12 protein-coding genes are annotated in these 13,486 nt (G+C 69.1%); 6 read left to right on the top strand and 6 right to left on the bottom strand.

Annotated features, from left to right (window positions below):
* Window positions 1–50 precede the first annotated feature (50 nt).
* The 6 genes from bpln_RS03005 to recG all read right to left on the bottom strand — a co-directional run bounded on the left by bpln_RS03005 (window position 51) and on the right by recG (window position 7,147).
* Complete coding sequence (locus bpln_RS03005) at window positions 51–503, bottom strand: winged helix-turn-helix transcriptional regulator (protein WP_042623905.1); 453 nt, start codon at window positions 501–503, stop codon at window positions 51–53.
* Between the two features lie 206 nt (window positions 504–709).
* On the bottom strand, window positions 710–1,198 hold the full coding sequence (gene dpsA, locus bpln_RS03000; protein WP_042623904.1) for a non-specific DNA-binding protein DpsA: 489 nt from the start codon (window positions 1,196–1,198) through the stop codon (window positions 710–712).
* Window positions 1,199–1,364: 166 nt separating this feature from the next.
* Window positions 1,365–1,538: a hypothetical protein gene (locus bpln_RS37100; protein WP_167352300.1), complete on the bottom strand. Its 174-nt coding sequence runs from the start codon at window positions 1,536–1,538 to the stop codon at window positions 1,365–1,367.
* 133 nt (window positions 1,539–1,671) lie between these two features.
* Entirely contained in the window at window positions 1,672–3,132 is a 1,461-nt protein-coding gene (locus bpln_RS02995) for a catalase (RefSeq protein WP_055138049.1), read from the bottom strand.
* A 372-nt stretch (window positions 3,133–3,504) separates the two neighbouring features.
* Entirely contained in the window at window positions 3,505–4,464 is a 960-nt protein-coding gene (locus bpln_RS02990; RefSeq protein WP_042623902.1) for a hydrogen peroxide-inducible genes activator, read from the bottom strand.
* Between the two features lie 202 nt (window positions 4,465–4,666).
* Window positions 4,667–7,147, bottom strand: a complete 2,481-nt coding sequence (gene recG, locus bpln_RS02985) for an ATP-dependent DNA helicase RecG (RefSeq protein WP_055138048.1) — start codon at window positions 7,145–7,147, stop codon at window positions 4,667–4,669.
* 177 nt (window positions 7,148–7,324) lie between these two features.
* On the opposite strand from recG, the gene queA reads away from it, so the two are divergent.
* The 6 genes from queA (at window position 7,325) to secF (ending at window position 13,440) form a co-directional block, all read left to right on the top strand.
* Window positions 7,325–8,377, top strand: a complete 1,053-nt coding sequence (gene queA, locus bpln_RS02980; RefSeq protein WP_055138047.1) for a tRNA preQ1(34) S-adenosylmethionine ribosyltransferase-isomerase QueA — start codon at window positions 7,325–7,327, stop codon at window positions 8,375–8,377.
* A 121-nt stretch (window positions 8,378–8,498) separates the two neighbouring features.
* Window positions 8,499–9,719, top strand: a complete 1,221-nt coding sequence (gene tgt, locus bpln_RS02975; protein ID WP_055138046.1) for a tRNA guanosine(34) transglycosylase Tgt — start codon at window positions 8,499–8,501, stop codon at window positions 9,717–9,719.
* Between the two features lie 5 nt (window positions 9,720–9,724).
* Complete coding sequence (locus bpln_RS36575; protein ID WP_158511996.1) at window positions 9,725–9,910, top strand: hypothetical protein; 186 nt, start codon at window positions 9,725–9,727, stop codon at window positions 9,908–9,910.
* A gap of 90 nt (window positions 9,911–10,000) precedes the next feature.
* Window positions 10,001–10,327, top strand: a complete 327-nt coding sequence (yajC, locus tag bpln_RS02970; protein ID WP_042623898.1) for a preprotein translocase subunit YajC — start codon at window positions 10,001–10,003, stop codon at window positions 10,325–10,327.
* 109 nt (window positions 10,328–10,436) lie between these two features.
* On the top strand, window positions 10,437–12,470 hold the full coding sequence (gene secD, locus bpln_RS02965; RefSeq protein WP_055138045.1) for a protein translocase subunit SecD: 2,034 nt from the start codon (window positions 10,437–10,439) through the stop codon (window positions 12,468–12,470).
* 16 nt (window positions 12,471–12,486) lie between these two features.
* The gene (gene secF, locus bpln_RS02960; RefSeq protein ID WP_055138044.1) at window positions 12,487–13,440 is read left to right on the top strand and encodes a protein translocase subunit SecF; all 954 of its coding nucleotides are present in this window, start codon (window positions 12,487–12,489) and stop codon (window positions 13,438–13,440) included.
* Window positions 13,441–13,486 lie beyond the last annotated feature (46 nt).

Here is a 13,486-nt window from a genome sequence, read left to right as displayed (position 1 = left end):
GGCAAGGCCCGGCGCGGTGCGGTGCGATGCGGACGGGCATGGTGGACCGGTCAGGCGTCGTCCACCTTCACGACCACCGTGTCGCCCGCCGCCAGCGGCAGGCCGTCGTGCGCGAGCGGGCGCATCGGCGCGACCGGCCGGCCGCCGTCGCGCTCGACCAGCCGCGAGTGCGCGTCGCCGGGCGCGAACAGCTGCGCCTCGCCCCACTGGCGCAGCGCGACGATCACCGGAAACAGCGCGCGGCCGCGCTCGGTCAGTTCGTAGGCCTGATAGGCAGAGCCGTCGGCGGCCGGCGCGAGCGCCAGCACGCCGGCGCCGACCAGCGCCTGCAGCCGGTCGGCCAGCATGTTGCGGGCGATGCCGAGGTTGCGCTGGAATTCGCCGAAGCGGCGCATGCCGTCGAACGCGTCGCGCACGATCAGCAGCGACCAGCGATCGCCGATCACGTCGACGGCGCGCGCGACGGGACAGGTGGAGGACTGGGGATCGGGGCGTCGGCTCATGCGGATCTCGGGGTTCGGTCTCGGACTGGCGGGGCCTTGCCGCGCGCGGCGGGCGGCGCCCCGCCACGGAAGCGCTCGCGGGCATTGTAAACCGGCGCGGCCCGCGCCCGCCGCCCCGTTACCGCACCAGCCACGGACGAAAAAAAACCTCCCGCGCGAGCGGGAGGTTCAGCCGCGACGACGGCGTGCGCGCCTGTGGCAACCGCTTATTGCAGCAGCGAGCGCAGCATCCAGGCGGTCTTTTCATGCGTCTGCAGACGTTGCGTGAGCAGGTCGGCGGTCGGCTCGTCGCTCGCCGAGTCGGCGTCCGGGAACAGCGCGCGCGCCGTGCGCACCACCGTCTCGTGGCCCTCGACGAGCTGGCGGATCATGTCTTCCGCGACCGGCACGCCGCTCGCTTCCGGCACCGAGGTCAGCTTCGCGAAGTCACCGTAGGTGCCCGGCGCGACCACGCCCAGCGTGCGGATTCGCTCGGCGATCAAATCGACCGCGAGCCAGAGCTCGTTGTACTGCTCCTCGAACATCAGATGGAGCGTGTTGAACATCGGCCCCGTGACGTTCCAGTGGAAATAGTGGGTCTTCAGATACAGCGAAAACGTATCGGCCAGCAGCCGCGACAGGCCTTCCGCGATCTTCTTGCGGTCCTTGTCGCTGATGCCGATGTTGATCTGCGTTGCGTTGCCCTTTTTGGCCATGTTGCTGACTCCTTGTCGATGAGTTGAACCGGCGAAAACGCGTCGAGAATACCCCGATGGTGTTGCCTGAAACGATCGATTCAAGCCCGCCCAGTGTAACGTAGAACGCCCGAAAGGGACGGATGAGCGGCACCGGCCGGGCGCCTTGCCGGGCACGGGTGCGCCGTCAAGCCGCACCGTGCAGACGCGCCGCTGCCTGCGCGGCCAGCGTCACGATGCCGGCGAACGTCACCGCGAGGCCGAAGGTCTGGCGAAACGCCGAAGTGGCCGCCTGATTGACGGCGACGGCGCGAGGCCCGGCGGGCTGCCCGGCATGCGGGTGCTGGCGTGGCGTGTTCATGTTACGTTCTCCTGCGAATGTCGTGGCTTGCCGCTCGCGGCGGCGGATGACCCCGGAGCGGCCGACGCCGGCGCACTCGGGGCTGCAACTACGGGACAGCACTGCGGAGGCGGCGAACGCCCCGCCGCCGGGTTCAGGCGGAATGCGCCCCGGCCGCCGCGATTTCGTCGATCGCCAGCTTTACGCCTTCCGCGTAGGCCGGATCGATCTTCGCGAAGTGGGCGAGCGCGTCCGCGACGATCCCGGCCGGCACGCCGTCGATATGACGCGCGATGTTGCCGAACAGGCGCGCCTTCTCCGCGCCGCTGAACAGCCGGAACAGCGCGGCCGGCTGGCTGTAGTAATCGTCGTCCTCGCGGTGATCGTAGTGATCGACCGCGCCGCCCTGCCATGCCGGCTCCCGCGCGCGACGGTCCTGCGCGAAATCGCCGTGGCGGTTCGGCTCGTAGTTCACGGTGCCGCCGAGGTTGCCGTCGGTGCGCATCGCGCCGTCGCGGTGGTACGCGTGGAACGGGCAGCGCGGCGCGTTTACCGGAATCTGGTGATGGTTGACGCCGAGCCGGTAGCGCTGCGTGTCGCCATACGAGAACAGGCGGCCCTGCAACAGGCGGTCCGGCGAGAAGCCGATGCCCGGCACCACGTTGGCCGGCGTGAACGCGGCCTGCTCGACCTCGGCGAAGTAGTTTTGCGCGTTGCGGTTCAGCTCGATGGTGCCGACCTCGATCAGCGGATAGTCCTGGTGCGGCCAGACCTTCGTGATGTCGAACGGGTTGTACGGCACCGTGGCTGCGTCGGCCTCCGGCATCACCTGGATCTTGAACGCCCAGCGCGGGAATTCACCGCGCTCGATGCTGCCGATCAGGTCGCGCTGCGCGCTCTCGCGGTCGGCGGCGACCACCGCCGCCGCCTCCGCGTCGGTGTAGTTCTCGATGCCGTTCAGCGACTTGAAGTGGAACTTCACCCAGAAGCGCTCGCCGTCGGCGTTCACGAACGAATAGGTGTGCGAGCCGAAGCCGTGCATCTGCCGGTAGTTCTTCGGAATCCCGCGGTCGCTCATCAGGATCGTGACCTGGTGCAGCGATTCGGGATGGCGCGTCCAGAAATCCCAGGCCGCCACGTTGCTGCGCAGGTTCGTGTACGGGTCGCGCTTTTGCGTATGGATGAAGTCCGGGAATTTCAGCGGATCGCGGATGAAGAACACCGGCGTGTTGTTGCCGACCACGTCCCAGTTGCCTTCCTCGGTGTAGAACTTGATCGAGAAGCCGCGCACGTCGCGCTCGGCGTCGGCCGCGCCGCGCTCGCCCGCCACCGTGGAAAAGCGCATGAAGAGCGGCGTCTCGGTGCCGGCCGCGGCGAACAGCTTCGCCTTCGTGTAGCGACTGATGTCGTGCTCGACCTTCAGCACGCCGAACGCGCCGGAGCCCTTGGCGTGGACGCGCCGCTCGGGGATCACCTCGCGGTCGAAGTGGGCGAGCTTCTCGATCAGCCACACGTCCTGCAGCGCGACCGGCCCGCGCGGGCCGGCGGTCATCGAGTTCTGGTTGTCGGCGACGGGAGCGCCGGAAGCAAGGGTCAAGGTTTTGCGGTCGCTCATGGCGGACTCCTGGATCGGGTGAAATTCGGAAACGGAACAAGCGGCGCGGCCGACTGGCCTGCGTCCTGGGCGCGCTCAGGCGCCGAGCAGACGACCTTCGAGGTACGCGAACGCCAGCGGCCGCAGGCGCCGGATCACGGCGCGGGTCCGGGAAAGCGCGCGGGCCGGGGCGGCGGGGCGGGAAAAGGTCGTCATGGCGGGCTCCGTGGTTCAGGTTCAGGGCCGGGAGCGGACTTCCCGGCGGGTCACCTCGGGCAACCCATGGAGGCCAGCATAAAAAATCCTATCGAATCTGTATATTTAATTGAATTCATCTATTCGATAGGCAAAACAAAACCGGGGCGGTTCGCACCCCGGTCTCGCGCGCGACGCTCAGTTCAGCGTGGCGGGCATGTCGAGCTTGGCGACGCCGGGCAGCACGCAGGCCGAGATCGCCTCGCTGATCGCGTCGATCGCCGGCATGCGCGTGAAGCTCTTGCGCCACACCAGCACCACGCGGCGGTCCGGCACCGGCTCGTCGAACGGCACGTAGGACAGCAGGTCCGAATCGGTGTTGTTGGCGGTCGGTCCGATCTCGGCCACCGACATGCGCGGCAGCACGGTGATCCCGACCCCGCTCGCCACCATGTGGCGGATCGTCTCCAGCGACGAGCCCTCGAAGGTCTTCTGGATGCCGTCGGCCGTCTGCGAGAAATGCATCAGCTCGGGGCAGACGCCGAGCACGTGGTCACGGAAGCAATGGCCGTTGCCGAGCAGCAGCATGGTTTCCTGTTTGAGGTCGGCCGCGTCGATCTTGCGGCGCTTCGACCACGGATGGCTCGACGGCAGCGCGACCACGAACGGCTCGTCGTAGAGCGGGCGCACCATCAGCCCGGTCTCGGGGAACGGCAGCGCCATGATCGCCGCGTCGATCTCGCCCTGCTTGAGCAGCTCGAGCAGCTTGAGCGTGTAGTTCTCCTGCAGCATCAGCGGCATCTGCGGCACGCGGCGGATCATCTGCTTGACGAGCGTGGGCAGCAGGTACGGCCCGATCGTGTAGATCACGCCGAGCCGGAACGGGCCGACCAGCGGGTCCTTGCCCTGCTTGGCGATCTCCTTGATCGCGAAGGTCTGTTCGAGCACGCGCTGCGCCTGCGTGACGATCTGGTCGCCGATCGGCGTCACGCTCACCTCGCTCGCGCCGCGTTCGAAGATCTGCACGTTGAGCTCGTCCTCGAGCTTCTTGATCGCGACCGACAGCGTGGGCTGGCTTACGAAGCACGCTTCGGCCGCGCGGCCGAAATGCCGCTCGCGCGCGACCGCGACGATGTATTTGAGTTCAGTAAGCGTCATTGTGGGTCAATCAGATGGATAAAAACGATAGCTTTAATTTATACACCGGATAGGCCCATTTCGCCAGCCTTCTCGACCGTCATATTTTGCGGCAGGTGGTCCGGCGCTCTCGGGGCCGGTTCGAACGCGGCCGCGGAGCGAACGGTGAACGCCCCGCCGGGCGGCCTTCCCGGCGAGGCGGCGCGGCCCGGGCGCGTGACCGTCAGGCCTTCAGGAACTGCTCGCGCGCGCCGAGCCAGCGTGCCAGATGCTGGGTCACCACGTCCGGATGGCGCGCGATCAGCACGCCGGCCGCCTCGCGGGCCGGCTCGATCAGCCAGCCGTCCTGCTCCAGGTCGGCGAAACGCAGCATGGCGGCGCCAGATTGCCGCGCCCCGAGAAACTCGCCGGGGCCGCGGATTTCCAGGTCCCGGCGCGCGATCTCGAAACCGTCGTTGGTCTCGCGCATGGTCTTCAGGCGCTCGCGGCCGGCGATCGACAGCGGGCCGCTATACATCAGCACGCAGGCCGAGGCCGCCGTGCCGCGCCCGACGCGCCCGCGCAGCTGGTGCAGCTGGGCGAGGCCGAAGCGCTCGGCGTGCTCGATCACCATCAGCGAGGCGTTCGGCACGTCCACCCCGACCTCGATCACGGTGGTCGCCACCAGCAGCTGCACCTCGTTGCGCGAGAACGCCTCCATCACGGCCGCCTTCTCGGCCGGCGCGAGGCGCCCGTGAACCAGCCCGACCTGGATGCCGGGCAGCGCCGCGACGAGCGTCTCGTAGGTTTCCACGGCGGTCTGCAACTGCAGCGTCTCGCTCTCCTCGATCAGCGGGCAGACCCAGTACACCTGCCGCCCGCCCAACGCCGCGTCGCGCACGCGGCCGATCACCTCCTCGCGGCGCGCGTCGCCGATCAGCTTGGTGACGATCGGGCTGCGGCCCGGCGGCAGCTCGTCGATGGTCGAGACTTCCAGGTCGGCGTAGTACGTCATCGCGAGCGTGCGCGGGATCGGCGTGGCCGACATCATCAGCTGGTGCGGCTGGAAGCCGGCCGGGCCGCCCGCCTTGGCGCGCAGCGCGAGCCGCTGGGCCACGCCGAAGCGGTGCTGTTCGTCGACGATCACGAGGCCGAGCCGCGCGAACTCGACGCTGTCCTGGATGATCGCGTGGGTGCCGATCACGAGCTGCGCGGTGCCGAGCGCGGCGGCCTCGATCGCCGCGCGCTTGTCCTTCGCCTTCAGGCTGCCGGCCAGCCACGCCACCGTCACGCCGAGCGGTTCGAGCCAGCCGCGCAGCTTGCGCGCGTGCTGCTCGGCGAGGATCTCGGTGGGCGCCATCAGCGCGGCCTGGTAGCCGGCGTCGATCGCCTGCGCGGCGGCCAGCGCCGCCACCACCGTCTTGCCGCTGCCGACGTCGCCCTGCAGCAGTCGCTGCATCGGGTGCGGCTGCGTGAGGTCGTGCGAGATCTCGTCGACCACGCGCGCCTGCGCGCCGGTCAGCGCGAACGGCAGCGCCGCGAGCAGCCGCGCGGCCAGCGAGCCGGCATCGGCCGGCGCGCGGCGCGGCATGGCGGGCGCCGCGCGCGTGCGGCGCTCCTCGTGCGCGCGCTTGAGCGAGAGCTGCTGCGCGAGCAGTTCGTCGAACTTGATGCGGATCCAGGCCGGATGCGTGCCGTCGATCAGCGCGGTCTCGTCGTCGTCGACGGCCGGATGATGGAGCTGGCGCACCGCGTCGGCCAGCGCCGGCACGCCGAGCGGCTGCAGGTACGCGGCGGCCACCTCGGGCGGCAACAGCTCGGGCAGCGGCGTGCGCGACAGCGCGTTGTCGATCGCCTTGCGCAGGTAGGCCTGCGAGACGCCGGCCGTGCTCGGGTAGACCGGCGTGAGCGCCTGCGACAGCGGGGTGTTCTCGTCGACCACGCGCACCGCCGGATGCACGATCTCGAGCCCGAAGAAGCCGCCGCGGATGTCGCCGCGCACGCGCAGCCGCTGGCCCACCGCCATCTGCTTGACCTGCGAGCCGTAGAAGTTCAGGAAGCGCAGCACCAGTTCGGCGCCGTCGTCGTCGCGCAGCTTCACCAGCAACTGGCGGCGCGGGCGGTAGGTGATCTCGTTGTCGTAGACCACGCCCTCGGTCTGGGCGACCTCGCCGGGCAGCAGTTCGCGGATCGGCGTGAGCGTGGTCTCGTCCTCGTAGCGCATCGGCAGATGCAGCACGAGATCGATCGAGCGCGTGAGGCCGAGCTTGGCGAGCTTGTCGGCGGTCTTGACGAGCTTGGCGGGCACGGCCTTGGCCGGCTTGGCGGTTTTCGCGCCCTTGGAGGGCGGCGCGTCCGCGTCGTCGGCATCGGCGGCGGCGGCATCGGCGGCGGCGGGGTTGCCGGCCGGCGCGTCGCCGCCGGGCTCGTCGGCCCCGCTGCTCTTTCGGCGGCCACGCCGGGCCGGCGTCTTCGGCGATGCTCCGGCATCGTCCGGATCCGTCGCGCGCGCCGCACCGGGGCCGCCTTCGCTCCCCTCGCCGCGCGAGGCGTCGGCTGCTTCCACGGCGGGCTCGGCGAGCCGTCCATCGCGGCCGCGCCGCGGTGCGCGGCCGCGCGTCGGCGGGTCCGCCGGAGCGCCGGGGCCGTCCTCGCGCGCGGCGTCGCCGAACCCGGCATCGGTGGCGGCAGCGGCGGAAACGGAGCGGCGGGCGGGTACGGGCATCGGATCGGAAGTTCGCAAGGGACAAGCAACGTACAATATCGGCTTTGACGTCGCACGACCGGGCGGCGCCCGCGAGCCGCGCGACCCCGCCATCATAGCGGCTCGCGCCGGCGCTGCGCGGCATGCACGCCGCCACGCCCCCCGCCGTGCCCCGGTCTGGTCCCCATTTCCCAGTTCATGTTCAAGCTTTCCGATTTCGATTTCGACCTGCCGCCCGAGCTGATCGCGCAGACGGCGCTGCCCGAGCGCAGCGCGAGCCGGCTCCTCGAGGTGGACGGCGCCGCCACGCCCGCGCGGCTCGTCGACCGCCGCTTCACCGAGCTGCCCGACTGCCTCGCCGCCGGCGACCTGCTGGTGTTCAACGACACCAAGGTGCTGAAGGCGCGCTTCTTCGGCCAGAAGGCGAGCGGCGGCCGGATCGAGGTGCTGGTCGAGCGCGTGACCGGCCCGCGCACGGCGCTGGCGCAGATCCGCGCCAGCAAGAGCCCGGCGGCCGGCACCACGCTCACGCTCGCCGACGCGTTCGAGGTGACGGTCGGCGAGCGCGTCGAGCCGTTCTTCACGCTGCATTTCCCCGACGACTGCCTGACGCTGATCGAGCGCCACGGCCGCCTGCCGCTGCCGCCCTACATCGAGCACGATCCCGACGCGACCGACGAGACGCGCTACCAGACCGTGTTCGCGAACAACCCCGGCGCGGTGGCCGCGCCCACCGCCGGCCTGCACTTCGACGACGCGCTGCTCGCCACGCTGCGCGCGCGCGGCATCGAGACCGCCACGCTCACGCTGCACGTGGGCGCCGGCACGTTCCAGCCGGTGCGCGTCGACGACATCGCCGAACACAAGATGCACAGCGAGTGGTACGAGCTGACCGACGCGCTGGTCGAGCGGATCGCGGCCACCCGCGCGCGCGGCGGCAGGGTGATCGCGGTCGGCACCACCTCGATGCGCGCGCTGGAAGCGGCCGCGCGCGACGCCGAGGCGGCCGGCCGGCCGCTCGCGGCCACCCGTGCCGAGACCGACATCTTCATCACGCCGGGCTACCGGTTCCGTGTGGTGGACCGGCTCGTCACCAATTTCCATCTGCCGAAATCGACGCTGCTGATGCTGGTGTCGGCGTTCGCCGGCATCGAGCCGATCCGCGCCGCGTACCGCCACGCGATCGCCGGACGCTACCGCTTCTTCAGCTACGGCGACGCCATGCTGCTCACGCGGCGCGAGCCCGACTGAGGCGGCGCCCCACCCCGGCGCCCCACCCTTTTTCCGCCGCCGGCGCGTTCAGAGCGCCGGCGGCATCCGCAACCACTCGCAACGAGCGCCGGACTGTATTCCGGTGGCCAGGAGTACCTGAATGACCGATCGCCAACCGGAATCCGTGTCGCCCCACGTACCACCCGACAACGGGCTGAAATTCGACCTGCTGACGACCGACGGCCACGCGCGCCGCGGCCGCGTCACGCTGAACCACGGCGTGGTCGAGACGCCGATCTTCATGCCGGTGGGCACCTACGGCACCGTCAAGGCGGTGCAGCCGCGCGAGCTGCGCGAGATGCAGGCGCAGATCATCCTCGGCAACACGTTCCACCTGTGGCTGCGCCCCGGCCTCGAGACGATCGGCGCGCACGGCGGCCTGCACCGCTTCATGGGCTGGGACAAGCCGATCCTGACCGACTCGGGCGGCTTCCAGGTGTTCTCGCTCGGCGACCTGCGCAAGATCACCGAGGACGGCGTGACGTTCGCCTCGCCGATCAACGGCGACAAGCTGTTCCTGTCGCCCGAGGTGTCGATGCAGATCCAGAAGGTGCTGAACTCGGACGTCGTCATGCAGTTCGACGAATGCACGCCCTACGCCACCGACAACGTGCCGACCACCCACCAGGAGGCGGCCGGGTCGATGCGCATGTCGCTGCGCTGGGCGAAGCGCTCGCTCGACGAATTCAACCGGCTCGGCAACCCGAACGCGCTGTTCGGGATCGTGCAGGGCGGCATGTTCGAGGATCTGCGCGACGAGTCGCTGGCGGGCCTCGCCGCGCTCGACTTCCATGGCTACGCGATCGGCGGGCTGTCGGTGGGCGAGCCGAAGGAAGACATGATGCGCGTGCTGCGCCATGTCGGCCCGAAGCTGCCGGCGCACAAGCCGCACTACCTGATGGGGGTGGGCACGCCCGAGGATCTGGTCGAGGGCGTGGCCAACGGCGTCGACATGTTCGACTGCGTGATGCCGACCCGCAACGCGCGCAACGGCTGGCTGTTCACGCGCTTCGGCGACGTGAAGATCCGCAACGCGACGCACCGCAACTCGCTGAAGCCGCTCGACGAGAGTTGCGACTGCTACACCTGCCGCAACTTCACGCGCGGCTACCTGCATCACCTGCACCGCGTGGGCGAGATCCTCGGCGCGCAGTTGAACACGATCCACAACCTGCATTACTACCTGAAGCTGATGAGCGAGATCCGCGAGGCGATCGAGACGCATGCGTTCGACGCGTTCCGCGCGCGCTTCGCGGCCGACCGTGCGCGCGGCGTCGATGCCGAGCCGGTCGCGCCGGGGGCAACGGCGGCGGGCGGATGACGGTCATGAACAACCGCTGCGACCCGCGGAAGTCGCGCCGCCGCGCCATTCGTCATACGCTTGTCGAATGCCGCGGCGATGCTCCCGGGGCCGCGTTTTTCGCGGATCGCGCCGGCCGCGAGCGCCCCGCAACATTACAATATGCTTTCGTGAAACACGGCAAATCGCCGGAACCCGGCTTAACAGCTTGATCCCAAAGCGCATTTGCGGTGCCGTCGCGTTTTTCGCCGGTGGTAGAATAGCCGGCTTATTTTTCTGATCATCCCAACGGAGAGACCAAGGTGTCGTTCATTTCCAATGCATTCGCGCAAGGCGCCGGCGGTGGCGCCGAATCGAGCCTGATGAGCTTTCTGCCGCTCGTCCTGATGTTCGCGGTGCTCTACTTCATCATGATCCGCCCGCAAATGAAGCGCCAGAAGGAGCATCGCAACATGCTCGCCGCGATGGCCAAGGGCGACGAGGTCGTGACGAACGGCGGCCTGGTGGGCAAGGTCACGAAGGTCGGTGAGGCCTACGTCGGCGTCGAGGTGTCCGAAGGCACCGAGATCACGGTCCAGAAGTCGGCCGTGACGACGATCCTGCCGAAGGGCACGATCAAGTCGCTGTAAGCGGTACCCCGAGCGTCCGGCATCCGAGCCGGCCCGCGCGAACGACGCGCGGGCGGCGAGGTCGCCGGACGCGACGCTTTTCAAGCCAACTTTCCCGTTCGGCCCCCTCATGAATCGTTACCCAATCTGGAAATATGTCGTGATGGTCGTCGCGCTCGCGATCGGCCTTCTGTACACATTGCCCAACTTCTACGGCGAGGCGCCGGCGGTACAGGTGTCGAGCGGCAAGGCCACGGTCAAGATCGACTCGGACACGCTCGCCCAGGTCGAGGCGGCGCTCACGGCCGCGAAGATCGCGCCGGACGACGTCACGTTCGACAATTCGGCGAACAACGCGAACATCCGCGTGCGCCTGAAGGACACCGATACCCAGCTGCGCGCGAAGGATCTCTTGCAGAAGGCGCTCAACAGCGACCCGAGCGATCCGCAATACGTCGTCGCGCTGAACCTGCAGAGCGCCTCGCCGCGCTGGCTGACCGCGCTGCACGCGCTGCCCATGTACCTCGGCCTGGACCTGCGCGGCGGCGTCCACTTCCTGCTGCAGGTCGACATGACGGGCGCGCTGAACAAGAAGCTCGATTCCGACGCCACCGACGCGCGCACCCAGCTGCGCGATCGCGGCATCCGCGACGGCGGCGTGAACCGCGTCGACCAGTCGGTGGTCGCGAATTTCGCCGACCAGGACACCGCCGAGCAGGCACGCCGCTTCCTGGCGGGCTCGATCGCCGAACTGCAATGGGCCACGCAGCCCGGCGGCGGCGGCTACCAGGTGGTCGGCACCTTCACGCCGGCGGTCCAGCAGGCCGTGGAAGACGCCGCGCTGAAGCAGAACCTGACCACGCTGCACAACCGCGTCAACGAACTCGGCGTGTCCGAGCCGATCCTCCAGCAGCAGGGGCGCGACCGCATCGTGGTCGAACTGCCGGGCGTGCAGGACACGGCGAAGGCGAAGGACATCATCGGCCGCACCGCCACGCTCGAGGCGCGCCTCGCCGATCCGACCAACCTGCATCCGAACCCGACCGACCCGGTGCCGCCGGGCGACGAGCTGTTCACGCAGGGCAACCAGGCGCCGGTACTGCTGCGCAAGCAGGTGATCTTCACCGGCGACCGCATCATCGACGCCTCGGCCGGCTTCGACGAGCACAACCGCCCGTCGGTCAACATCCGGCTCGACTCGAACGGCGGCCGCTCGGTGCGCACGGTCTCGCGCGAGAACATCGGCAAGCCGATGGCGATGGTGCTGTTCGAGAAAGGCAAGGGTGAAGTGCTGACGGTCGCGACGATCCAGTCCGAACTCGGCGACCGCTTCCAGATCACCGGCCAGCCGACCCCGCAGGCCGCGGCCGACCTCGCGCTGCTGCTGCGCGCCGGCTCGCTCGCCGCGCCGATGGACATCATCGAGGAACGCACCATCGGCCCGAGCCTCGGCGCCGACAACATCCGCATGGGCGTGCATTCGGTGATCTGGGGCTTCGTGGCGATCACGGTCTTCATGGTCGCCTACTACCTGCTGTTCGGCGTGGTGTCGGTGATCGGCCTGTCGGTGAACCTGCTGCTGCTGGTGGCGGCGCTGTCGGTGATGCAGGCCACGCTGACGCTGCCCGGCATCGCCGCCATCGCGCTCGCGCTCGGCATGGCCATCGACTCGAACGTGCTGATCAACGAACGCGTGCGCGAGGAGCTGCGCAACGGCGCCTCGCCGCAGATCGCGATCCAGCAGGGCTACGCGCACGCCTGGGCGACGATTCTCGACTCGAACGTCACCACGCTGATCGCCGGCCTCGCGCTGCTCGCGTTCGGCTCCGGCCCGGTGCGCGCGTTCGCGATCGTCCACTGTATCGGCATCCTGACCTCGATGTTCTCGGCCGTGTTCTTCTCGCGCGGCCTCGTGAACCTCTGGTACGGCGGCCGCAAGAAGCTCAAGTCGGTCTCGATCGGCCAGGTCTGGAAGCCGGCGGCGGCCACGCCCGGCGCGGGCCAGGCGCGGCTCGACCAGGATGGCGACGCCGGCACCGCGAAAGCGGCCCGCCCGGCGGCCAAGGCCGCGAACGCCGGCACCCCGGCACGCGGCGCGAAGCCGGTGGCGCGCCGCCGCTCCGGCCCCGGCGTCCCGCCGAAGAAGCCGGGCTCGTCCCAATAAGCGCCGGAGAACGCACATGGAATTTTTCCGCATCCGTAAAGACATCCCGTTCATGCGGCACGCGTTGGTCTTCAACGTGATCTCGCTCGTGACGTTCCTGGCCGCCGTGTTCTTCCTCGTGCATCGCGGCCTGCACCTGTCGGTGGAGTTCACCGGCGGCACGGTGCTCGAAGTGCAGTACCAGCAGACGGCCGAACTCGAGCCGGTGCGCGCCGCGCTCGGCAAGCTCGGCTACGCCGACGCGCAGGTGCAGAGCTTCGGCACCTCGCGCAACGTGATGATCCGCCTCGCGCTGAAGCCGGGCCTGACCTCGGCGCAGCAGAGCGATCAGGTGATGGCGGGCCTCAAGGCGCAGAACCCCGACGTGCAGCTGCAGCGCGTGGAGTTCGTCGGCCCGCAGGTCGGCAGGGAACTCGCCACCGACGGCCTGCTCGCCCTCGCCTGCGTGGTGGTCGGCATCGTGATCTACCTGTCGTTCCGCTTCGAGTGGAAATACGCGGTGGCCGGCATCATCGCCAACCTGCACGACGTGGTGATCATTCTCGGCTTCTTCGCGTTCTTCCAGTGGGAGTTCTCGCTGTCGGTGCTGGCCGCGGTGCTGGCCGTGCTCGGCTACTCGGTCAACGAGTCGGTCGTGATCTTCGACCGGATCCGCGAGACGTTCCGGCGCGAACGCAAGATGACCGTGCAGGAAGTGATCAACCACGCGATCACGAGCACCATGTCGCGCACCATCATCACGCACACCTCGACCGAAATGATGGTGCTGTCGATGTTCTTCTTCGGCGGCCCGACGCTGCACTACTTCGCGCTGGCGCTGACGGTCGGGATCATGTTCGGCATCTACTCGTCGGTGTTCGTGGCCGGGTCGCTGGCGATGTGGCTCGGCATCCGCCGCGAGGACCTGATCCGCGGCGACAAGAAGGGCGCGCACGACCCGAACGATCCGAACGCGGGCGCGCAGGTCTGACGCGCGGCGTTCGCCGCCCGGAAAACCGGCTCGATCGAGCCGGTTT

The organism is Burkholderia plantarii, assembly GCF_001411805.1.
Lineage (GTDB): Bacteria > Pseudomonadota > Gammaproteobacteria > Burkholderiales > Burkholderiaceae > Burkholderia > Burkholderia plantarii.
This window is presented reverse-complemented; position numbering and strand designations above follow the sequence as displayed.

What these genes read in the sequence shown, in the direction of transcription:
- bpln_RS36575 (WP_158511996.1), top strand. Translation starts at nt 9,725, where the DNA reads ATGAACAACCGCTGCGACCCGCGGAAGTCGCGCCGCCGCGCCATTCGT.
- secD (WP_055138045.1), top strand. Translation starts at nt 10,437, where the DNA reads ATGAATCGTTACCCAATCTGGAAATATGTCGTGATGGTCGTCGCGCTC.
- recG (WP_055138048.1), bottom strand. Translation starts at nt 7,147, where the DNA reads ATGCCCGTACCCGCCCGCCGCTCCGTTTCCGCCGCTGCCGCCACCGAT.
- dpsA (WP_042623904.1), bottom strand. Translation starts at nt 1,198, where the DNA reads ATGGCCAAAAAGGGCAACGCAACGCAGATCAACATCGGCATCAGCGAC.
- bpln_RS37100 (WP_167352300.1), bottom strand. Translation starts at nt 1,538, where the DNA reads ATGAACACGCCACGCCAGCACCCGCATGCCGGGCAGCCCGCCGGGCCT.
- bpln_RS02990 (WP_042623902.1), bottom strand. Translation starts at nt 4,464, where the DNA reads ATGACGCTTACTGAACTCAAATACATCGTCGCGGTCGCGCGCGAGCGG.
- bpln_RS03005 (WP_042623905.1), bottom strand. Translation starts at nt 503, where the DNA reads ATGAGCCGACGCCCCGATCCCCAGTCCTCCACCTGTCCCGTCGCGCGC.
- bpln_RS02995 (WP_055138049.1), bottom strand. Translation starts at nt 3,132, where the DNA reads ATGAGCGACCGCAAAACCTTGACCCTTGCTTCCGGCGCTCCCGTCGCC.
- queA (WP_055138047.1), top strand. Translation starts at nt 7,325, where the DNA reads ATGTTCAAGCTTTCCGATTTCGATTTCGACCTGCCGCCCGAGCTGATC.
- secF (WP_055138044.1), top strand. Translation starts at nt 12,487, where the DNA reads ATGGAATTTTTCCGCATCCGTAAAGACATCCCGTTCATGCGGCACGCG.
- tgt (WP_055138046.1), top strand. Translation starts at nt 8,499, where the DNA reads ATGACCGATCGCCAACCGGAATCCGTGTCGCCCCACGTACCACCCGAC.